The 20,627-nt window shown below is 72.2% G+C and carries 18 protein-coding genes; 8 read left to right on the top strand and 10 right to left on the bottom strand.

The window, feature by feature from the left end:
• Nucleotides 1–14: 14 nt before the first annotated feature.
• A complete protein-coding gene (locus ACWC94_RS39170; protein ID WP_450802152.1) occupies nucleotides 15–2,345 on the top strand; it encodes a SpoIIE family protein phosphatase in 2,331 nt (776 codons plus the stop codon).
• 345 nt (nucleotides 2,346–2,690) lie between these two features.
• Here the strand turns inward: ACWC94_RS39170 and ligD are convergent, their stop codons facing one another.
• From ligD to ACWC94_RS39185, 3 genes are read right to left on the bottom strand one after another with little or no spacing between them, the layout of a single operon-like run.
• A complete protein-coding gene (gene ligD / locus ACWC94_RS39175; RefSeq protein WP_450802154.1) occupies nucleotides 2,691–3,701 on the bottom strand; it encodes a non-homologous end-joining DNA ligase in 1,011 nt (336 codons plus the stop codon).
• A gap of 6 nt (nucleotides 3,702–3,707) precedes the next feature.
• Nucleotides 3,708–4,316 (bottom strand): DNA polymerase ligase N-terminal domain-containing protein, encoded by a 609-nt coding sequence (locus tag ACWC94_RS39180; protein ID WP_450802156.1) that lies wholly within the window; start codon nucleotides 4,314–4,316, stop codon nucleotides 3,708–3,710.
• A gap of 25 nt (nucleotides 4,317–4,341) precedes the next feature.
• Nucleotides 4,342–4,563: a hypothetical protein gene (locus tag ACWC94_RS39185; protein WP_450802157.1), complete on the bottom strand. Its 222-nt coding sequence runs from the start codon at nucleotides 4,561–4,563 to the stop codon at nucleotides 4,342–4,344.
• 81 nt (nucleotides 4,564–4,644) lie between these two features.
• On the opposite strand from ACWC94_RS39185, the gene ACWC94_RS39190 reads away from it, so the two are divergent.
• Both ACWC94_RS39190 and ACWC94_RS39195 read left to right on the top strand, forming a co-directional pair.
• A complete protein-coding gene (locus tag ACWC94_RS39190) occupies nucleotides 4,645–5,640 on the top strand; it encodes a TauD/TfdA dioxygenase family protein (protein WP_450802159.1) in 996 nt (331 codons plus the stop codon).
• Nucleotides 5,641–5,643: 3 nt separating this feature from the next.
• Nucleotides 5,644–6,066 (top strand): SbtR family transcriptional regulator, encoded by a 423-nt coding sequence (locus tag ACWC94_RS39195; RefSeq protein WP_450802160.1) that lies wholly within the window; start codon nucleotides 5,644–5,646, stop codon nucleotides 6,064–6,066.
• Here ACWC94_RS39195 and ACWC94_RS39200 read toward each other — a convergent pair.
• Nucleotides 5,997–7,052 carry an LLM class flavin-dependent oxidoreductase gene (locus ACWC94_RS39200; RefSeq protein WP_450802162.1) on the bottom strand — a complete coding sequence of 352 codons (1,056 nt, stop codon included), beginning with the start codon at nucleotides 7,050–7,052 and terminating at the stop codon, nucleotides 5,997–5,999. The genes ACWC94_RS39195 and ACWC94_RS39200 overlap by 70 nt on opposite strands.
• A gap of 72 nt (nucleotides 7,053–7,124) precedes the next feature.
• On the bottom strand, nucleotides 7,125–8,627 hold the full coding sequence (locus ACWC94_RS39205) for a metallophosphoesterase family protein (protein ID WP_450802163.1): 1,503 nt from the start codon (nucleotides 8,625–8,627) through the stop codon (nucleotides 7,125–7,127).
• 212 nt (nucleotides 8,628–8,839) lie between these two features.
• Here ACWC94_RS39205 and ACWC94_RS39210 point away from each other — a divergent pair, with 212 nt between their 5' ends.
• Together ACWC94_RS39210 and ACWC94_RS39215 are read left to right on the top strand one after the other, a co-directional pair.
• A complete protein-coding gene (locus ACWC94_RS39210; RefSeq protein WP_450802165.1) occupies nucleotides 8,840–9,379 on the top strand; it encodes an ArsR/SmtB family transcription factor in 540 nt (179 codons plus the stop codon).
• Nucleotides 9,380–9,396: 17 nt separating this feature from the next.
• The gene (locus ACWC94_RS39215) at nucleotides 9,397–10,671 is read left to right on the top strand and encodes an MFS transporter (protein ID WP_450802196.1); all 1,275 of its coding nucleotides are present in this window, start codon (nucleotides 9,397–9,399) and stop codon (nucleotides 10,669–10,671) included.
• A 384-nt stretch (nucleotides 10,672–11,055) separates the two neighbouring features.
• Here ACWC94_RS39215 and ACWC94_RS39220 read toward each other — a convergent pair whose 3' ends face one another.
• Nucleotides 11,056–11,481, bottom strand: a complete 426-nt coding sequence (locus ACWC94_RS39220; protein ID WP_450802166.1) for a DUF4267 domain-containing protein — start codon at nucleotides 11,479–11,481, stop codon at nucleotides 11,056–11,058.
• 155 nt (nucleotides 11,482–11,636) lie between these two features.
• Nucleotides 11,637–11,987 carry an antibiotic biosynthesis monooxygenase family protein gene (locus tag ACWC94_RS39225; protein ID WP_450802168.1) on the bottom strand — a complete coding sequence of 117 codons (351 nt, stop codon included), beginning with the start codon at nucleotides 11,985–11,987 and terminating at the stop codon, nucleotides 11,637–11,639.
• A 280-nt stretch (nucleotides 11,988–12,267) separates the two neighbouring features.
• Between ACWC94_RS39225 and ACWC94_RS39230 the strand changes: the two genes are divergently transcribed.
• Together ACWC94_RS39230 and ACWC94_RS39235 are read left to right on the top strand one after the other, a co-directional pair.
• Entirely contained in the window at nucleotides 12,268–12,456 is a 189-nt protein-coding gene (locus ACWC94_RS39230; protein ID WP_450802170.1) for a hypothetical protein, read from the top strand.
• Nucleotides 12,457–13,216: 760 nt separating this feature from the next.
• Complete coding sequence (locus ACWC94_RS39235; protein ID WP_450802197.1) at nucleotides 13,217–15,535, top strand: M4 family metallopeptidase; 2,319 nt, start codon at nucleotides 13,217–13,219, stop codon at nucleotides 15,533–15,535.
• Nucleotides 15,536–15,589: 54 nt separating this feature from the next.
• Here the strand turns inward: ACWC94_RS39235 and ACWC94_RS39240 are convergent, their stop codons facing one another.
• From ACWC94_RS39240 to ACWC94_RS39250, 3 genes are all read right to left on the bottom strand, one after another.
• A complete protein-coding gene (locus ACWC94_RS39240; RefSeq protein ID WP_450802171.1) occupies nucleotides 15,590–16,789 on the bottom strand; it encodes a glycoside hydrolase family 64 protein in 1,200 nt (399 codons plus the stop codon).
• A 151-nt stretch (nucleotides 16,790–16,940) separates the two neighbouring features.
• The gene (locus ACWC94_RS39245) at nucleotides 16,941–17,696 is read right to left on the bottom strand and encodes a dienelactone hydrolase family protein (RefSeq protein ID WP_450802173.1); all 756 of its coding nucleotides are present in this window, start codon (nucleotides 17,694–17,696) and stop codon (nucleotides 16,941–16,943) included.
• Nucleotides 17,697–17,812: 116 nt separating this feature from the next.
• Nucleotides 17,813–18,433 carry an L-threonylcarbamoyladenylate synthase gene (locus tag ACWC94_RS39250; protein WP_450802175.1) on the bottom strand — a complete coding sequence of 207 codons (621 nt, stop codon included), beginning with the start codon at nucleotides 18,431–18,433 and terminating at the stop codon, nucleotides 17,813–17,815.
• 555 nt (nucleotides 18,434–18,988) lie between these two features.
• On the opposite strand from ACWC94_RS39250, the gene ACWC94_RS39255 reads away from it, so the two are divergent.
• Complete coding sequence (locus ACWC94_RS39255; protein ID WP_450802176.1) at nucleotides 18,989–20,530, top strand: helix-turn-helix domain-containing protein; 1,542 nt, start codon at nucleotides 18,989–18,991, stop codon at nucleotides 20,528–20,530.
• Nucleotides 20,531–20,627 lie beyond the last annotated feature (97 nt).

Genomic DNA, 20,627 nt, shown 5'->3' on the forward strand with positions numbered 1-20,627 from the left:
ACATCCTTGAGTATATGAAGCATGGCGCCGCCGTCGCGTTCGTCGACGCCCTGGGCACGGTGACCGGGTGGAGCGAGGGCGCGCGGCGGCTCACGGGCCACCCGGCGGGGGACGTCGTGGGCCGGCCCGCGGCCGAACTGCTCGCCGGGGACCTCCCGCCGGACACCCTCGCCGCAGGCACCGGCACCGTCCGGCTGCGCCATTACGACGGCCACCTCATCGAGGTGACCCTCACCGCCTGCCCCGTCGCCGGAGCCGACGGGAAGCCCACCGGCTACGTCGTCACGGCCGACCCGCCCGGCACCCTCCTGGCCGCCCAGGCCTTCGAGCAGGCCTCCATGTCCATGTCGGTGTTCGACCTCCAGCAGTGCTATCTGCGCGTCAACGACACCGCCTGCACCGTCATGGGCGTCCCCGAGGCCGCGCTCAAGGGCCGGTTCTTCCCCGAGACCGTGCGGGAGACCGCATACAACCAGGGCTTCCTGAACCACCTCCGGGAGGTCGCCGAGACCGGCCGGCCCGTCCGTTACGAGAGCTTCGCCGACGCCCCCGCACTCGACCGGGAACACCTCTGGAGCATCGAGATGTGGCCGCTGCGCGGCGATACCGGCGAGCTGACCGGGGTCGGCATGGCGGCCTTCGACAACACCGAGCAGTACTGGGCGCGGCGCCGCCTCGCCCTGCTCAACGAGGCGGCGACCGGCATCGGCACCACCCTGGACGTGGTGCGCACCGCCGAGGAACTCATCGACATCCTCGTCCCGCGGTACGCCGACTTCGCCAGCGTCGACCTGCTCGACTGGGTACTCGGCACGGACGAGCCGCCGATGCTCCCGGCCGGCGGTGTCGTCCTGCACCGTGTCGCCCACGGCTCGACCCGCGAGGGCGACCCCGGTGCGGCCGTCCGCATCGGCGAGACCGATGACTACGTGCCGGGTTCGCCGCCCACCCGCGCCCTGCGCGCCGGACACGCCGTGCTCAGCCAGGCCGGTGAGCCCGATTTCGTCGAGTGGCTGGAGGAACGCGCCGCGCGCTCGCCCGAGGGCCGCTCCTTCTGGCAGGGCGCCCACTCCTCGATCGCGATTCCCCTCCGGGCCCGCGGCACCACCCTGGGCGTCGCGGTCTGCGTCCGCATGGCCCACCCCGACGCGTACGCCACCGACGACGCCGTCTTCGCCGAGGAACTCGGCAGCCGCGCCGCCGTCTGCATCGACAACGCCCGCCGTTTCGCCCGCGAACGCACCACCGCCCTCGCCCTCCAGCACAGCCTGCTGCCGCGGGGCCTGCCCGGGCAGGCCGCGGTCGAGGTGGCCCACCGGTATCTGCCCTGCGGGTCGCTGGCCGGTATCGGCGGCGACTGGTTCGACGTCATCCCGCTCTCCGGCGGCCGGGTCGGCCTGGTCGTCGGCGACGTGGTCGGCCACGGCATCCAGTCCTCGGCCACCATGGGCCGACTGCGGACGGCCGTACGCACCCTCGCCGACGTCGACCTGCCACCCGACGAACTCCTCACCCACCTGGACGACCTGGTCACCCACCTGGCCTCCGACGACAGCGGCGAGGAGGTCGCCGAACTCGGCGCGACCTGCCTGTACGCCGTGTACGACCCCGTCTCCCGCCGGCTCGCCCTGGCCGCCGCCGGCCACCCGGCCCCGGCCGTCGTCCTGCCCGGCAACACCGCCGAGCCGGTCCCCATGACCGCAGGACCGCCCCTCGGCGTCGGCGGGCTGCCGTTCGAGGCGACGGAACTGGAACTGCCCGAGGGGTCCGTCGTCGCCCTCTACACCGACGGCCTCATCGAGAACCGCGACCGGGACCGCGACAGTGCCACCGACGAACTGCGCCGGGCCCTCAGCGCACCCGCCGACTCCCTGGAGGCCCTGTGCGACAGCGTCCTCAAGGCCGTCCTGCCCGACCAGCACGCCGACGACGTCGCCCTGCTGCTGGTGCGCACCCGCGCTCTCGGCGCCGACCGGGTCGCCACCTGGGACGTCCGGCCCGATCCCGCCGAGGTCGCCGTCCTGCGGCAGGCGGCCGGTGAACAGCTGACCGCCTGGGGGCTGGACCAGGCCGCCTTCGTCACCGAACTCGTCGTCAGTGAACTCGTCACCAACGCCATCCGCTACGGCGAACCGCCCATCCAACTCCGGCTGATCCGCGACCGCGCCCTCATCTGCGAGGTCTCCGACGCCAGTTCCACCTCACCGCACCTGCGCCGGGCCCACGCCTACGACGAGGGCGGCCGCGGACTGCTGCTGGTCGCCCAGCTCACCCAGCGCTGGGGCAGCCGGCAGACGGGCCGGGGCAAGACGATCTGGGCCGAGCAGGCGCTGCCCGGCCCCTGATCACTCGAACGGGCAGCCCGGGTCCGGCGCGTCCTTCGAGAACGGGGAGCCGTGCGGCAGGACGTGGAGCACATCGACCGCGAGCGGGGTGGCGACGAGGTTCCGCCCGAGGTGGTCATGGTCCGGGCGGCCGGCTCCTCGATCGTCGCACCCGTCCGGGAACGGTGATCTCCCGCAGCGTGGGGCGGCGGCCGGCGCGCCGGTGACGGCGACCCGAGGGCGGTACGCGTGCGCACAGGCGCGCTGGGGCCGGAACCCCGGCGATCCGGATACCGGCCGCCACCGGGCGGGCGTCCCGGTGATCACGACGCGGGCGCACACCGCGGGCGACGGCGTGACCCGGCATCAGGCCGGTGCCTTCTCCCGGACCACGTCCCGTGGCCGCTTGTCCCCGCGCAGTCCCAGGTAGCGCGGGTGCCGCAGCATTCCGTCCCTGGTCCACTCGGTGAACGCGATCTGTGCGACCAGCTCCGGCTCCACCCAGCGGGCGCGCGCCTCGCGCACCGCACCCGTGAAGGGCGAGTCGTCCCGGCGCATCCCGTCCAGCCGCTCGCGCAGGGACAGCAGCGTGCGCCGGTCGAAGCCGGTGCCGACCTTCCCGGCATACCGCAGCCGGTCACCCTCGTAGTGACCGAGCAGCAGCGCCCCCAACCCGGCCCGGCTGCCCGCCGGTTCGGTGAAACCGCCGATCACGAACTCCTGTCCCTGCGCGCACTTGAGCTTCAGCCAGTCCGTGGACCGGCGCGTCCGGTACGGCCCGTCGGCCCGCTTGGCGATCAGCCCCTCCCAGCCCCGGGCACACGCCTGCTCCAGCAACTCGGCGCCACCCGCGTTGCGATGCGGGGTCAGCCGCAGCGGGGCCCGAAAGGACAGCGCCCGGCGCAGCAGCGACTTGCGGACACGCAGCGGGAGTTGACGGGTGTCGGCGCCTTCCAGACGCAGCAGGTCGAAGACGTAGTACGTCACCGCGACCCCGGACGCCTCCACGTCCCGGCGCCGGGTCAGCCCCATCCGCCGCTGCAACCGCGCGAAATCGGTACGGCCCCCGGTGAACGCGACGACCTCACCGTCCACCGTGAAGTCGGCGCACTCCTGCGCCGCGAGCGCCGCCACGATCTCCGGGTAGGTGTCGTTCAGCCGCTGACCCGTGCGCGACAGCAGCCGCACCCGGTCACCCTCGCGGACCGCCAGCAGCCGGACGCCGTCCAGTTTCCGCTCGAACAGCCAGCCCTCACCGAACTCCCGCCGGTCGCTGAGGGTGGCCAGCATCGGGGTGGCGGCGAGTTCCGGACCCGGCCGGGCGGGCCGCAGCAGCCCCCGTCGGTCGGCCGGCAGCGCCTCCAGCAGCCCCGGCACCGCGGCTCACTCCTGCCCGTCGGCCGCGACCTGCGCGAGCGTGCGGCCGGTCCGCACCGAGCGGGCCCGGCGGGGATCCGGCGTGCCGTGCCCGTCCGACCGCGCCGGTCCCTTGCGCACCAGCAGCCAGGCCTCCTCCTCGCCCTCGCCGCCGCGGAACCGGGTCAGCGCGTACTCGCCGTGCAGCTTGGTCCCGTGCAGCCGGAAGGTGGCGTGCCCGCGTTCCAGGGACTCGGCGAACCCCACCGGGCGTCCCCGGCGGTCGTGGCTGAGCGGTTCGTAGGTCCCGCGGTCCCAGACGATCACCGTGCCGCCGCCGTACTCGCCCTTCGGGATCACGCCTTCGAACTGCTCGTACTCCAGCGGATGGTCCTCGGTCGGCACGGCCAGCCGCTTGTCGGCGGGGTCGGTGGACGGGCCCTTCGGAACGGACCAGGACTTCAGGACGTCGTCGACCTGGAGGCGGAAGTCGAAATGCATCCGCCGCGCGTCGTGGATCTGTACCACGAACCGGGGTGCGTCGCCTCCGGCCCGGGGCTCGTGACCCGAGGGTTCGCGGGTCCGCTCGAAGTCACGCTTGCCGCGGTACGTCCGCAGCCGGTCCTCCGCTGCCACGTGCGGCTCCTTCCATGCGTCCGCCTCACGCGCCCCGGGTACCCCGGGCCGGGTCCTTCAGCCCGCGCCCCTCGTTCAGCCCGCGCCACCGTTCAGCCCCGATGCCGTTCAGGTCCGCGACCGCGTCGTCCGGGAGCACGAGGCTCGCGGCGGCGATGTTCTCGCGCACGTGCTCCGGCGAGGAGGTGCCGGGGACGAGCGCGATGTTCGGTGCCCGGGCCGGCGGTACGGCGGTGTTCCGGAACACGGTGGTCCGGGAGTTCGCCGTGTGAGGGCCGCGGTGCCACGATCGTGGGCGGAGCCGGTTCGTACGAGCATCGGAGCGCGCATGACGACGCACAGGGCCACCGCGGATCAGACGGAGCGGGTCGAGGGCGTGGAGGTGACGGTTCCCGGTGTGGAGGTGCGGCCGGCCGCAGGGCACATCGGAGCCGAGATCACCGGCGTGGACCTCGCCGGACCGCTCGACGAATCGGTGGTGGCCCTGGTCCGGCAGGCCGTCCTGCGCTGGAAGGTGGTGTTCTTCCGCGGGCAGGAACTGGACCACGCCGGGCATGTCGCCTTCGCCCGCCGCTTCGGCGAACCGGTCGTCCTGGGCCGCCGCGGCAGCGCCTCACCGGCGGACTTCCCCGAGATCGAGACGACCGCCGACCGGCTGGAGCTGGGCGGCCGGTTCGGCATGGAACACGAGGAGTGGCTGCGGCGCCGCCGGCACACCCTCCTGCGCGGCTGGCACTGCGACCACGGCGCCCGGATCGACCCGCCGGCCGCGACCGTCCTGCGCGCCGGGACCGTGCCGCCGTACGGCGGCGACACCACCTGGGCCAACCTGGCCGCGGCCTACGCCGGCCTGTCGGCACCGGTCAGGGCCTTCGCGGACGGGCTGCGCGCCGAGCACCGGCTCGGCGTCGGCTACCAGCCCCGGGCCGGAGACGACGCGTACCTGCGCCATCTGCTCGACCACCAGGTCGCCTCGGTGCACCCGCTGGTCCGGGTGCACCCGGAGACGGGAGAGCGGGTGCTGTTCGTCAACGGCTACTACGTGGAACAGATCACCGACGTCTCCCGCCAGGAGAGCGCGGCCCTGCTGGAGATGCTGCTGGAGCAGGCCGTGCGCCCCGAGTACACCGTTCGCTTCCGCTGGGAGCCGGGCAGCGTCGCCTTCTGGGACAACCGGGCCACCATCCACCTCGCCCCCAGCGACAACGCCCACCTGGGCTTCCCCCGGACCATGCACCGGGTGATGCTCGCTGGAGACGTGCCGGTGGGGGTGGACGGCAGGCGGTCGCAGGCCGTCACGGGTACGGCGGCGGGTCGCTGGTAGTCCTTGTTCCGCCATCCGGTCGCCGACGCGGAGACGAGGACCGCCATCGGGGAAGCCCTGCTGGAAGCGGGCGGCGCCGGCGACAGTGAGGTCGCCGAAGCCTCGCATGCTCCGCGTCGAGCGGTGGCGGAACTCCTCCAGGGCGCTCAACAGGCCGGCGCCGTACGCGACGACGTCGAACTGCCCGAGGTCTACGTCCCGCTGGTCGGCGCGTCGCGCGCCGCCCCCACGCGCCTGTGGACGTCGGGACACGTTCCCGCACGCTCGCCGTCGTGTGCGCGGGGCGGGCGCCGGCCACGAGCCGGGCATCGGCAACGTACTTCTCGTGACCGCGTTCCACCGCGGGCGAACAGAGGTCAGGCCGCCGGCCGCCATCCCAGCGCCGGGCCCAGCTTCGTCGCCATGTCCGTCAGGATCTGTACGTAGTCCTCGTGCTCGAAGGTGAACGGCAGCGCGAACGCGACCTCGTCCACCTCCCGGAACGCGGCGTGTGCGCGCAGCCGTTCGGCGATCTCGTCACTGGTGCCGACCAGGTCCGGGGCGAACAGCAGCCGTCCGGGTCCTTGCGGGGAGGCCGTACGCGGCAGCCGCTCGGCCGCGTACGCCTCGTACTTGGCGCGCTGCTCCGGGGTCGCGGAGTCGATGGGGATCACGACCAGGCCGTGCGAGACCCGGGCCGCCTCGCCGTCGGGGTGATGGGCGCGGAACTCCCGGACGAGGGACAGCTGGATCTCGGCGAAGTCCCAGGGGCCGTCCGGCTGTTCCGCCTTGACCACGCTGCTGGTCAGGAAGTTCATGCCGTGCTCGCCCGCCCAGCGCGCCGAGCTCGGACTGCCGCCGCCGTACCACATGCGCCGGCCCAGGCCCGGAGAGTGCGGCTGGACCACGTCCGAGATGAATTCGACATGCGGCTGCCGCCGCGCGGCCTCGAAACCCTCGACGCCGCTGAAGTCGCCTGCGGGTTTGCCGCGCACCAGGTCCAGCAGCCGCCGCACCCGCTCGTAACCAAAGTCCTCGGCCTCGGCCGTGTCCGGGTACAGGGCGCCCTTGACGTGCTCGAAGTGCATCGGCGGTCCCACACTGACGCCCGGGTTCAGCCGGCCCCCGGACAGGATGTCCACCGTCGCCAGGTCCTCGGCGAGCCGCAGCGGGTTCTCCCAGCCGAGCGGGGTCACCGCGGTGCCCAGCTCGATCCGGCGGGTCCGCTGGGAGGCGGCGGCGAGGACGGCGACCGGGGAGGAGATGCCGTACTGGAGATGACGGTGACGCAGCCAGGCGCTGTCGAAGCCGAGCCGCTCACCCAGCTCGATGATCTCCAGCGTCGACGCGTGGCCGCGGGCCGGATCCGCCGGGTCGAACAGGCCGATCGTGAGGAAACCCAGCTTGCGCAGCGGGCGGGCGGTGGACGGCACGGGCTCCTCCAGCGGTCGTACGTCGCTTCCCTGTGACGGTGATTCTCGCAGGCGGGTGTGACAACCGTGTGATCACTTCAGTGGAATGGTGATCTCGTCCTCGACCGGCGGATCGACTTCCTGGGCCCGGTTGCCGGTCGCGGCGAAGCAGCGCAGCAGGACCGCTTCCGCCGTGACGTCCAGTCGCAGGAAGCACTTGAAGAACGGTGGGCTGTAGGTGGCCGAGCCGGGCGAGAACAGCTGGGTGTAGACCTTGCGCACGGGCAGCCGGAACCGGGAGGTACGGTCCGGGCGGCCACCGGTGCCGAGGAGGTTCGCGACCAGACGGGTGCGCCGGGTGATCCGGGCGTCCGGGTCGGTCTTGCGGCCCGGCTCGATGCCCAGGCGTTCGGCGACGACCGCGGTCGCCTCCGCCTCGGTCAGGGTGAAGAAGCGGCGCAGCCGCAGCCGGCGGCCGTACAGGCGGCTGTAGAAGGCCAGCGAGTCGCCGCGCAGCGGGTAGCAGCGGAAGTCCCGCTCGGTGACGCCCGCGACCGACACCCGCGGGATGGTGTGCGTGGCGTGCATGAACGCCCCGCCGCCGCCCGCGACCACGTACTGGATGGTGCGGCCGTCGACGTCGACCGGGTAGCGCTGGTAGTTGTGGATGTCACCGCCGATCGCGGCCACGTAGTGGTGGTCCGGGTCCCGGACGATGTCGTCCACCGTGCCGCCGCCCTCGATCGCGCACGGGTGGTGCTCGCCGTCGACGTACAGCGGCGACCCGGTGATGAGGATCTTCGGCTTCGTTCCCTTCGACACCTCACGCAGCCAGGCGCCCTGTTCGGCGTCGATCGTGCCGAGCAGACCGGTGTCGATGCCGACGATCCGTACCGGGCCCGCGTCGATCGCCCAGTACGGCCCGGGCTGCACGGCCTGTTGGCCCGGGGCCGGCCGCAACGCCCGTGCGGCGGCGAGTCGTTGCTCGTCGGCAGGGCGGGGCCGGTGCCACAGCAGGGTGCGCCACCAGGCGCGGGTGAACGGGCGGGGCCGGGGCTCGGGGCCGGGCGGCGGGGTGTCGGCGCAGAAGACGCGCATGAAGGCGCCGAGGTCCTCGTACCAGTCGTGGTTGCCCGGTATCGCGAAGATGGGCGCCGGATAGTCCTGGTAGGGGCGGAAGAACTTGCTGCCGTAGTCGTCGGCGCTGCCCACCGGATAGATCACGTCGCTCGCGATCACCGCGAAGTCGGTGTCCTGACCTGCCTTCAGAAACCCTGGCACGACAGCGTACTGCGAGTCGTCGCCCTCGCCGGTGTCCCCGATGACCATGAACGAGAACGGGTCGGCCACCTCCCGCCGGATCACCTTGTCGGCGGGCGCCCCGGCCGCTTCCCGGTGCGCGACCCAGCGGCTGCGGGTGCGGCCGGTCGGATCACCGAACCAGGACGCCAGCACGCCGTTGCGGGCGGCCCACAGGGTCCGTGGATTCAGCCACGACAGCTTCTCGACGTGGTCCGGCATCAGCTGCTTGTAGGCACCGGGCTCGGCCGAGCCCCAGCCAGCGCCCTGGGCGGTATCGCGCGAGGAGTCAGACACGCTCTGAACGGTAACAATGCGCCGGTCAGCGGCGGTTGGCGGGGTGCCGGGCGGACCCCGGTGCCCTGCGGCCGTCTCGGTGCGCACCAGCGGCTCGGCGACGAGCGCGTCCGCGTCGTCCGACAGGAGGTCTGGCGCGCCGGACAGCAGATTCCGGACGTCCGCGGGGAATCCCCTTGCACAATGGTCAAGAATCGTTGACCATTGTTCGCATGCCTACCGATGATCTTCCCGAGACGTTTCACGTCACCACGGACGAGCAACTGCGCGCCGTCTCCAGTCTCACGCGCCACCGGATCATGGCCGTGCTCCGCTTCGAGCCGGCGACGATCACACAGATCGCCGAGCGGGTTGGCCTTGCGAAGGGGAGTTCCAGCTACCACGTGCGGCTGCTGGAGCGGGCCGGCCTGGTGAAGGTGGTACGGACACGGAAGGTGCGGGGGGTCACCGAGCGGTACTACGCGATGGCCGCACGGTCGATCGAGCTGCCGGACCCCGGCGTGGGGCAGCCCGATGTTCTGATGCGGCATGCGGTGGCGGACCTGGAGGCATCGCCGGCGGACGGCGAGCGGCACGTACGGATGGCGCATCTGCGGCTCACCGAGGAGCAGTTCGCGCAGCTGGGGGCGCGGCTGCAGGCACTGGCGGACGAGTACCGGGAGCTGTCCGATCCGTCACTGCCGGACGCGTCACTCGTCTTCGCACTGTTCCGTCCGGCACCGCGCGAGCAGGCCGAGGGGGGCGCCAAGTGACTTCGGCCATGCGGAAGTTGCCGACCGGGTTCGGACGGCTGTGGACCGCGCAGACGGTGTCCTCGCTCGGTGACGGGGTGTCGCATGCCGCGCTGCCGCTGCTCGCGTTGACGTTGACGCGGGACCCGATGGCGCTCGCCGTCGTCACCGCCGCCGGGACTCTGCCGTGGCTGCTCTTCGGGGTGCTCGGCGGTGCGCTGGTGGACCGCTGGGACCGCCGGCGCACGATGTGGGTCATGGACGCGGCGCGTGCGGTGCTGCTCGCGATACCGGCGGCAGCGGCCGCGCTCGACGTGCTGAGCATTGCGCTGCTCGCGGCCGTCGCCTTCCTGCTCGGCCTCGGCGGACTCTTCTTCGACACGGCCGCCACGGCCTATCTGCCGGATCTGCTCGGCCGCGCCCCCGCACTGCTGGAGCGGGCCAACTCTCGCTTGCGCGGCGCCCAGACCGCCATGTCCGGCTTCGCGGGGCCGCCCGCGGGCAGTGCGCTGCTCGCGCTCGGGCGGGCGGTTCCGCTGCTCGCCGACGCGGTGTCGTTCATGCTCTCCGCACTGCTCGTACGGTCGCTTCCCGCCATGCCCCGGCCCGTGCCGGAGGTCCGCGAGTCGCTGCTTCGGCAGGCGCGGGCCGGGGCCTCGTACGTCTTCCGGGACCGGTTGCTGCTCGGGCTCGCGCTCCGCCCGGCGGTCGGGAACATCGCCTTCCTCGCGGTGGAGACCGTACTCGCCCTCTTCGCGCACGACCGCCTCGGCATCGACACCTACGGCTTCGGCCTGCTCCTCACGGCGGAGGCCACCGGCGGTCTGCTCGGTGCGGGCATCGCCTCCTACCTGGGCCGACGACTCGGCACCGGCACCGCACTGACCTGCACGGCCGCAGTCGAAGGGCTCGCCATCCTGGGCCTTGCCGCCGCCCCGAACCCGTACGTGGCCGGGCTGGCGCTCGCCGTCTGCGGGGCCGGCATGGGCGCCACGATGGTCCTCGGGCCCTCCCTCCGGCAGACGATCGTCCCGGCCCACCTCATGGGCCGGGTCGCCTCCACCTCCCGCATGCTGGCCATGTGCGCCGCCCCCCTCGGGGCCTTCCTCGGGGGCTGGCTGGCCACCACCTACGACATCCGCACCCCGCTCTACGCCGCCGCCGTCCTCCTCCTGGCGATGACGGCCGTCACCGCGACCATGACCAGCAACCGCCGGGTCGAAGCGGCGCTGCGTGCCGCCGCCCCGGCCGGCGGTCCGGATCACCCGGCACCCAAGGACCCCGCCCAGGAGACTGCACCCGAATTGTTGTGACGCCTGCCGCGAAGGCGTCACGACGAGTCGGGTGCCAGGTCCCCGTGGGGCGCGACGAGTGGCCGGTTCGGTCGGGTGTGCCGCGCACGACCATCGCGCCGATCCCGGCCGCCTGGTCGTTGACGGCGTTGAGCCAGGTCACGCCGCGGCCGATCAGCGCGGCGTTCGCCGCGGCGATGGTGTCGGCACGCACATAGTCCTGGTATTTGATCGTGCTCGGGCAAAGGACCGTTCATGAGAATCGGCGCGGGGGCCGCGCTGCGCCATCCCGGAGAGACGGGACCGAGAGACGGGACCGGGCCGCCGCCCACTGGAAGGAGTTCGTGCGCGTCGCCTTTCCCCGCGGGCGCTGACAGGCGCATACCGCCACGCGCCAAGGTGGCGTCAGGCGGGCTGCGGGGCGGGTGTTGCCGGAGCGGTCGCGACCGTGCGGGTCTCGCGCATGATCAGCAGGCCGTTGACCACCAACAGTGTCGCGGTCAGGCCGTGGACGCCGAGCGCGGTGGCCACGGAGCCGTGGTGGGCCAGCACGGTGGCCATGTCGCCGTACGCGGCGAGGGCCTCCACCAGCAGCACCCAGCCCAGCGCCCGGCGTTGGCCCGTCACCAGCAGGATGCCCAGGACCAGGGCCAGGACGACGTCGCGGATTCCCTTGATGATCAGGAAGCCGCCGCCGTCGCCGGACGGCCAGCTCGGCAGGCCGAAGCCCGGCGCCGTCGTCGCCGGGCTGAGGATGAAGTCCGTACCGAACCACAGGATGAAGAGGATGAAGGCGGCGGCCAGGACGGTGTTGATCTTCTTCAGCGGCATTGTTCTTCTCCTTGCGGGTCTTCGTCGGCTTGGTGAGCTTGGTGAGCTTCGTGGAGCTGGGTCGTGTGGGGCCTGATCAGGACCAGCGGTTCACCAGCGCGCCGGCGGTGACGACGAGGCCTCTCCGGGTGCCCTTCCCGGCTACCGCTGCTGTGTCATACGTCGATCTGCTCGAAGATGTGCGGGTACGACACGATGTCGTCGGGGAACTCGGCCGCCATGCGCTGGAACTCCGGGCTGCCGAACGCCGTGGCGAGAGCCTCGGTCGACTCCCAGACGGCGACGTTCATCAGAAGCTGACTGTCCGCCGTTCCCTTGTGCATCTGCAGGGAGACGAATCCCGGCTGAGCCTTCATGAACTCCGCCTGCCTCCGAAAGAGGGGCAGGAACGCTTCAGTCCTCTCCTTCGGAACGAGGAAGGTGTTGGCCAGGACGATCGGGCCGGTCTTCTCCTTGAACTGCGCGAACAGCGGCGTATGCGGGTCCAGCCTCTGCAACTTGGCCATCTTCGGTACTTCCTCTCGTGGGTGGGTGAGTACTCACTCACCTCGTTCGCCCTTATGGTGAGTGAGTACTCACCCCCGCGTCAAGCCTGCGAGGAGAGCTCTTCCTGGCGGTACTCAACGAGCGCCTGCCGAAGCTCGGTTCACTCCACGAACGCCTTCGCTCCGAAGGCATGGGAAGCCCCGACCGCACAGTCGGGCAGAAGCTCAGGGGACATCGCCCACGAGGCGGCGCTCTTCTGCGAGCAGACCGCACCGCCCGATCGAGGGTCTGGACGCCTGCTTGAGGACCGAACGGGAGGCAGGCCGCATCAGCGCCCAGGTCGACACGTTCGTCGCCGCCTCCCTCCTCCTGGGCGCCCGCGCCCAACGAGCCTTCACCAACGACAGGTCCCCGGGGGGCAACCTCCTACAGCCGGTAGACGCCTTCGCCGCCCGGATCGCCCGCACCCCGCTCACAGGGATCGCATAAGGCCTCCTCGCTGTGAGCGGTCAGGATGGTCGCGGCCGGCGTCGCGCCCGCACGGCGCAGCCGCGGATCGCCGGGCCCCCGTACCCCGGACGGTCACCCGCCCCGGAGGCTGCGATGCTCATGGCTCACGACCGCTATGCGCCCTGACGTCGCGTCATTCGCCGTTGCCCTCGTCGTCCTCGTCGAGGTGGACGGCCGCCGGGTCGCGCAGCGGGCGCAGGACCCTTGGTGGCCTTGGTCGGGTTCACCTTGTCGCGGGCCGGGTCCTCCAGTGGCCCGTAGCCGCCGGTCTCCCCTCCGGGCGTCTCCGCCCGCCGGAACCGCTGGTCGCCCAGGTCCTCGAAGCGCGGCGAGAAGTTCGCCGCATTCCCGATGCGGACCCGGTGACCGGGGCGACGGGCCGATCCTCTGCTTCGAACCCCGTGATCGGGATCTTGTCGCCCGCGCCGACCGGCATAGGGAAAACCCTCGAATACCCGCACATGGCTGACATGTGCGGGTCAAGGCTGGAATCCTTCCCCCACACCGCGCATCCCCGGTGTGTTCGCGGAGCACGGTCCCGCACAGCTCAGCTCGCCCGGGCAGCAGACCCCTCTGCCCGTCTGTCACCGGTCGCGACCCGGCGACCGCAGCAGGAGGAGTACGAGTGAGACGTCTTCCCCACAGACCCGTTCCCCTCAGACCTCTTTCCCCCGGAGGTCACAAGCGTGCCACGGTCGGAGCCGCCCTGGTCTCCACCGCGGCCCTGCTCGCCGTCGGCATGCAGGCCGCTCCGGCCATCGCCAAGCCCGCCGCCCCCCACCCCAGCCCGCTGCGCACCGGCGGCCAGGAGGCCCGGCTCAGCCCGGCCCAGCACCGGGCGTTGATCGACAGCGCCCGGCAGCAGACCGCCGCGACCGCCCGCACCCTCGGCCTCGGCGCCAAGGAGAAGCTGGTCGTCAAGGACGTCGTCAGGGACAACGACGGCACCCTGCACACACGGTACGACCGCACCTACGCCGGCCTCCCCGTCCTCGGCGGCGACCTCGTCGTGCACACCCCGCCCGCCTCCCTGGCCACGGGCACCGTGAGCACCACCTACAACAACAAACACAGGATCAAGGTCGCCTCCACCACCGCGGCCTTCACCAAGTCGGCCGCCGAGACCAAGGCCCTGAAGGCCGCCAAGGCGCTCGACGCGCGGAAGCCCACCACCGACAGCGCCCGCAAGGTGATCTGGGCGGGCACCGGCAGCCCGAAGCTCGCCTGGGAGACCGTCATCGGCGGTTTCCAGGACGACGGCACGCCCAGCCAGCTGCACGTCATCACCGACGCCACGACCGGCAAGGAGCTGTACCGCTACCAGGCGATCAGGACCGGCACGGGCAACACCCGGTACAGCGGGCAGGTCACGCTGACCACGACCCAGTCGGGTTCGACGTACACGCTGACCGACGGGGCGCGCGGCGGGCACAAGACGTACAACCTCAACCACGGCTCCTCGGGGACCGGGACACTGTTCTCGCAGTCCAACGACACCTGGGGCGACGGCACCAACTCCAACGCCGCCACCGCGGGCGCGGACGCCCACTACGGCGCGGCGGAGACCTGGGACTTCTACAAGAACACCTTCGGCCGCAGCGGCATCAAGAACGACGGCGTCGGCGCCTACTCCCGCGTGCACTACGGCAACGCGTACGTGAACGCGTTCTGGGACGACAGCTGCTTCTGCATGACCTACGGCGACGGCTCCGGCAACAACGACCCGCTGACGTCCCTGGACGTGGCCGGGCACGAGATGAGCCACGGCGTCACCTCCAACACCGCCGGCCTCGAGTACAGCGGTGAGTCGGGCGGGCTGAACGAGGCGACCTCCGACATCTTCGGCACGGGCGTGGAGTTCTACGCGAACAACTCCTCCGACCCCGGCGACTACCTCATCGGCGAGAAGATCAACATCAACGGCGACGGCTCGCCGCTGCGGTACATGGACAAGCCGAGCAAGGACGGCGGCTCGGCCGACAGCTGGTACTCCGGCGTCGGCGACCTGGACGTGCACTACTCCTCGGGCCCCGCGAACCACATGTTCTACCTGCTGTCCGAGGGCAGTGGCACCAAGGTCATCAACGGCGTGACCTACAACAGCCCGACCTCCGACGGCGTCGCCGTCACCGGCATCGGCCGGGCCGCTGCGCTGCAGATCTGGTACAAGGCGCTGACGACGTACATGACGTCGACCACCGACTACGCCGCCGCCCGCACCGCCGCCCTGAACGCGGCCGCCGCCCTGTACGGCACCAACTCCACGCAGTACGCGGGAGTCGGCAACGCCTTCGCCGGCATCAACGTCGGCAGCCACATCACCCCGCCCAGCAGCGGAGTGACGGTCACCAACCCGGGCAGCCAGACCTCGACCGTCGGCACGGCGGTGAGTCTGCAGATCCAGGCGAGCAGCACCAACAGCGGCGCGTTGAGCTACAGCGCCTCCGGGCTGCCGGCGGGCCTGTCGATCAACACCGCCACCGGCCTGATCACCGGCACGCCGACCACGGCGGGCACCTCCAACACCACGGTGACGGTGACCGACTCCACGGGCGCCACCGGTACCGCGACCTTCACCTGGACGGTCAACCCCAGCGGCGGCGGTTGCACCTCGACCCAGCTGCTGGGCAACCCCGGCTTCGAGTCGGGGAGCACCGGCTGGACCGCCACCAGCGGCGTCATCACCACCGACAGCGGTGAGGCCGCCCACAGCGGCTCGTACAAGGCCTGGCTCGACGGCTACGGCTCCTCGCACACCGACACCCTGTCCCAGTCGGTGACGATCCCCGCGGGCTGCAAGGCCACGCTGACCTTCTACCTGCACATCGACACCGCGGAGACCACCACCGGCACGCAGTACGACAAGCTGACGGTGACCGCGGGTTCGAAGACGCTGGCGACCTACTCGAACCTCAACAAGGCCTCCGGCTACAGCCAGAAGTCCTTCGACCTGTCCTCGCTGGCGGGCTCGACCGTCACGCTGAAGTTCAACGGCGTGGAGGACTCCTCGCTGCAGACCAGCTTCGTCGTGGACGACACCGCCCTGACGACCGGCTGACCCACCCGTCGCGGCCCCGCACCGGAACGTGGTGCGGGGCCGTGGCATGTCGGGTCAGCCGAGCGGATCCAGCGTCAGATACGCCTGCTGCGGACTGCCGTCGTGGACCAGCGACTCCTGGTTGCCGACGTCGTCGAAAGCGAACGCGTAGGCCTTGCCGTCGGCCATCTGCGCATGGACCGTACGCGCGTACTGGTTCGTCACGGCGTCCTGGTAGAAGCCAGCCGTCGTGGTGTCCGGCTGGTGGGGATTGACCAGCAGCGTGGAGCGGTTGAAACCGGCACACAGGGTGCGGGAGATGGGGCCGCGGACGGTGTCGTTGGGCGCGTCGAGCAGCTTGTGACAGCCGAAGACACTGTCCGCGTCGGGCTTGGTGAAGCTGGTGACGACCGCGCCCGAGGCGTTGGTGAAGTTCATGACGTCGCCCGAGACCCGGCCGTAGTACTTGGTGCCCGGCTGGTCGGTGAACGGTGTGACGGTCAGCGTCGACGTGGCGTACTTCTGCCAGACCCGGTTGACGTAGTCGTCCATCACGTTCGGCGGCAGGGCGCCGGTCTGCACGCCGTACAGCGGCGAGAGCGCGCGCAGGATGCTGCCGTCCGAGCCGGTCTGGATCAGTCCGGCCCAGCCGCCCGGCCGGCCGCGCAGGGTGTTGAAGAATCCCGTCCAGCCGCCGGACCTGAGGTGGCCGGTGGTACTCACGCCGCCGTCGGAACGCCGCACCCCGACCGCGTACGGCGCCGAGAACATGTCCACCTGGGTGCTGTTCAGCCACAGCCCCGCGTCGTTGAGGGTGTACTCGGACCAGTTGAACAGGATGTTCCGGTTGGGGTCGGAGGGGTTCTGCACGGCCGGCTGCACCAGGCCGCCGGTGGTCAGCCGGAAGTCGAGCTTGTGACCGTAGGAGAAGTAGATCCGCCCGGAGAACTTCGGCATCCGGATCGTCTTGGACTGCCCGGGTGCCGGACCGGCGATCGACGCGTCCGGGGCGGGCGTCGGGGGGTTGCCGCCCGCCGGCCAGGCGTGGAAGGCGCCGTTCGCGTCGGCCCAGCCCTGCCGGCCGGAGGACAGCTGGGTGCCGAGGTCGTAGACGTAGACCGGCTCGGAGCGGCCGGAGTTGTTGGTGATCTGCAGGGGGACGGTGTCCGCTGCGACCGCGTCGGCGCGGCCGGGGCCACCGAAGGCGAGCACTCCGCCGACGAGGGCCGCGGCGGCCGCCAGGGGCAGCGCGGGGCGCGTGCGTGTGTGAGGCACTCTCCTACCTCCGTGTGGGGTCGGGGTCGTACGGATATTGGTCCGTACCGGGTGAGAGCGCTCTCAGACTCGGGCCATGCCGCGTGCATGTCAATGCAATGAGCAGACCGGCTTGCGGCGCCCGCCGTACGGCCGGCGCCGCAAGCCGGTCTCAGAACGTGCGCCGGAGCAGGTCGAGCAGGGCCGCCCAGTGCCGCTCGTCGGCCTCGTGGTCGTACGCCGAGGTGTCCGCCTGTGTGTAACCGTGCCGGGCACCCGGGTAGACCTCGCAGGTGTGCCGGACCCCGGCCTCGGTCAGAGCCTTCTCGAAGCGCTCGATCTGCTCCGGCGGCAGCGAGTGGTCGTTGTCGGCGTGTCCGAAGTACAGCTCGGCGGTGATGCGCGGGGCGCCCAGGTGCGGGCTGGCCGGATCGTCGGTGGCGAGCCCGCCGCCGTGGAACCCGGCCGCCGCCGCCACCCGCTCCGGATGCGCCGCCGCCGTCCGCAGGGCGAGCCGGGCGCCCATGCAGTAGCCGGTGATCCCGACCGGCCCGTCGGCGACCAGCGGGTGGTCGGCCATCCACCTCAGATAGGCGGCGGAGTCCCGCTCGATCAGGTCCGGAGTCAGCGAGGACACGACCGGGCCGAGCCGTTCCCAGATGGTCGGGTCGGCGCCCGGGTCGATGAACCCGGGCAGTTCCACGACCGGAGTCCGGCCGAGCCGGTGGAACACATTGGGCACCAGCACCGTGTAGCCGGCGGCGGCCAGCCGGTCGGCCATCGACCTCAGGTGCGGGCGCAGGCCGTAGGCGTCCATGTAGAACAGCACACCCGGACGGGGACGTCCGTCCGCGGGGTGGACGACATAGGCGTCGGCGACGCCGTCCTCGGTCCGGATGTCGAGGTCGGTTCCCTGGACATCGGTCATGGTGGGCAGGCCTCTCTGGGGGGAACGGGCGTCGGACGGCGGTCAACCCCGGCGCCAGGACTGGAGACCATGCTGTCACGCAAGATCGGCAAGCACGCGGCGGGTGGGCCGCGCGCTCACTCGAACCGGCTGGTGTCTCCCGCGCCCCGCCGTACGATCTCCGCCTCGCCGCCGGAGAAGTCCACGACCGTCGTCGGCTCGGTGCCGCAGTCGCCGGAGTCGACGACCGCGTCCACCGCGTGGTCGAGCCGGTCCTTGATCTCCCAGCCCTGCGTCAGCGGCTCCTCCTCGTCCGGCAGCAGAAGCGTGCTGGACAGCAGCGGCTCGCCCAGTTCGGCCAGCAGCGCCTGGGTGACCCCATGGTCGGGGATGCGCACGCCCACGGTCTTCTTCTTCGGGTGCAGCAGCTTGCGCGGCACCTCGCGGGTGGCCGGCAGGATGAAGGTGTAGCTGCCGGGCGTGGACGCCTTCACGGCCCGGAACACGTCGTTGTCCACCCGCACGAACTGGCCGAGCTGCGCGAAGTCCCGGCACATCAGGGTGAAGTGGTGCCGGTCGTCCAGCCGGCGGATGGAGCGGATCCGGTCCATGCCGTCCCGGCTGCCCAGCCGGCAGCCCAGCGCGTAGCAGGAGTCGGTCGGGTATGCGATGAGCGCTTCCGAGCGGACCGCGTCGGCGATCTGCGCGATGCTGCGCGGCTGAGGGTTGTCCGGATGCACGTCGAAGTACTTCGCCACACGTCGAGCTTATGCCGTCCCCGCACGCCACACGCACATCCCCACGCACCGCTCGCCGCGCGGCCCGCCGCCCCCGCCTCCCGCGCCACGGACGGTTCCGAACCGGGCAGGGGAACGCCGGGGGCCGTCCGCACCTGGTGCCGGCGACAGGCGCGGCGCCGGCCTCCGGTGGCATACGGGCACTCACGGGGCAACCGGGGGGCGAGGACGGCCACCCGGCGTTCGAGACCGGCCCGCCGGCCTCTGCGCCGGTCACCGCCGTGCCGTGCGTGGGGGAGCGGTGATCGCGGGGCGGTGTCGCCCGGTGGGGTGCCGGCTGAGGCGGGGTGAGCGGATTCCGGCTGATCGCCCGGACAGTGCCGCGCGTATGTCCCGCGTTCCCGGGGCATCCGACCCGTGAGCCGTCCCGGGTCTCCCCCCTGGCCCCGGAGGCGACGTCTCCGCCGGCGGTCCACCCCCCGGGCCGTCGGCGGAGCCATGTCCCGCGCGGGGCGTGTCGTGGGGTAGCGTGCGGCGCGCAAACCCAGGTGAACGCGGAGGCGAGGAGAGGGGCACGTGGCCGCCCGACCGGACGAAGGCCCGGCGTTCCAGCAGCCGGACGGCGGCGACAACGCCTGGCCGCAGGAGTTGCTGGACCATCTGCGGCCCACCGGACGCGATCTTCGCCGGCTCGTCGCCTGGCTCGCCCGGACCGTGAGCGCGTCGGTGTGTCTCCAGGACGCCCGCGGCGGCCTGCTCGCCGGGGAACGCCTGCCGCTCGACGACGCCGTCGTCGCCGACGTCACCTCCGGCCGGGTCTCCGCAGCGGCCCTGCAGGACGGCGAACGGTATGTGCGGCTGGTCGGGATACGGCACCCCGGGCCCGGCCCGGCGGCCCGGGCCGTCCTCGCCGTGGCCCGCCCGGCACCCTTCGACCGGCGCACCGCCGAGATCCTCGGCCACACCACGGGCGTACTGGAACTGCTGCTCAGGGAACGGGAGCTGGCCGAATCCGGGCGCCGGCTGCGGCGGGCCACGGCCGATCTGCGGCTGGCGATCCTGCAACTGCTCATGGTGGAGGACACCGTCTCCGCCCGGCGGGTCGCCGCCGGGCTGTGGCCGGGCCTGCTGGAGGAGGACACCGCCCGCGTGTACGTCCTCGAAGGCACCGCGGCCGAACGCGACCGGCTCGCCGAGGCGTGCGGGGACGCCACCGACGGCCGGGCGCTCGTCGTGCGCTGTCCCGCGGTGGACGAACACGTCATCGTCGTCGGCCCGTCCGCCGAGGTGGGGCAGCGGCTGCGGTCCCTCGTCGCCGACCGGCCCGGCACCTTCCTCGGCGGCAGCCCCCGCCAGCGCCTCGCGCTGACCGCCACCGCCTACGGGCAGGCCGTCACCGCCCTCGCCGTGGCCCGCTTCCACCCCGACCGGGCCGCCGTCTACGCCGCCCGCACCCGCCCCGCACAGCTCATGGACCCCGCCGCACTGCGGGCCTGGGCCGCCGCCGTACTGCGCCCCCTCGACGCGCTGCCCCACCATGTGCGTGCCGAACTGCTCGCCACCACCCGGCTGGGCCTGGAGTTCACCGCCGTGAACGCCGCCAAGGTGCTGGGCGTCAGCCGCAACACGGTCCGCGCCCGCATGGACCGGATGGCCGCGCTGCTCGGCGTCGACCTGTCCCGGCCGACCGCCCGCGCCGTCGTCCACGCCGCCCTCAACACCGAGGCCGCCCACGGCCCGTACGACCCGCGCGGCGGCGCACCCGGTCCGCCGGCCCGGACCCGGCTCACCGCGTTGCTCGGCACGGGCGAGCTCCGCTCCTGGGCCGAGGGGCTCCTCGGCCGCCTCGACACGGACGGCCGCGACCTGCGCCGCACCCTGCGCGCCTGGACCGCCGCCGACGCGCACGCCGAACGCGCCGCCCAGGCACTCGGCGTACACGCCCAGACCGTGCGCGAACGTGTCCGCGCGGCCGAACCCGTCCTGGAACGCCGGCTGACGGCCGGCGGCACCGACCTGTACGAGGTCGTCCTCGCCCAGCTCGTCACCGGCGAACTGCCCGTACCCGACCTGGGTGCGGCGAACCAGGAGCAACCGGACTCGTCTGTGCACAGGTGAGTGCCGTGCGGGCCGCACCGGGCACCGGTGCACTGTCCCGTGCCCGGCAGCGGGACATAGGTTCGGCAGGCCGCGGGGCACGACCGGCACGGGGGAC

It is taken from the genome of Streptomyces sp. NPDC001135, from assembly GCF_053598395.1.

Bases quoted from the DNA above. Each gene is read 5' to 3' on its own strand.
- ACWC94_RS39210 (WP_450802165.1), top strand. From the start codon at position 8,840: ATGCCTACCGATGATCTTCCCGAGACGTTTCACGTCACCACGGACGAG.
- ACWC94_RS39245 (WP_450802173.1), bottom strand. From the start codon at position 17,696: ATGACCGATGTCCAGGGAACCGACCTCGACATCCGGACCGAGGACGGC.
- ACWC94_RS39225 (WP_450802168.1), bottom strand. From the start codon at position 11,987: ATGGCCAAGTTGCAGAGGCTGGACCCGCATACGCCGCTGTTCGCGCAG.
- ACWC94_RS39190 (WP_450802159.1), top strand. From the start codon at position 4,645: ATGACGACGCACAGGGCCACCGCGGATCAGACGGAGCGGGTCGAGGGC.
- ACWC94_RS39220 (WP_450802166.1), bottom strand. From the start codon at position 11,481: ATGCCGCTGAAGAAGATCAACACCGTCCTGGCCGCCGCCTTCATCCTC.
- ACWC94_RS39235 (WP_450802197.1), top strand. From the start codon at position 13,217: ATGCAGGCCGCTCCGGCCATCGCCAAGCCCGCCGCCCCCCACCCCAGC.
- ACWC94_RS39170 (WP_450802152.1), top strand. From the start codon at position 15: ATGAAGCATGGCGCCGCCGTCGCGTTCGTCGACGCCCTGGGCACGGTG.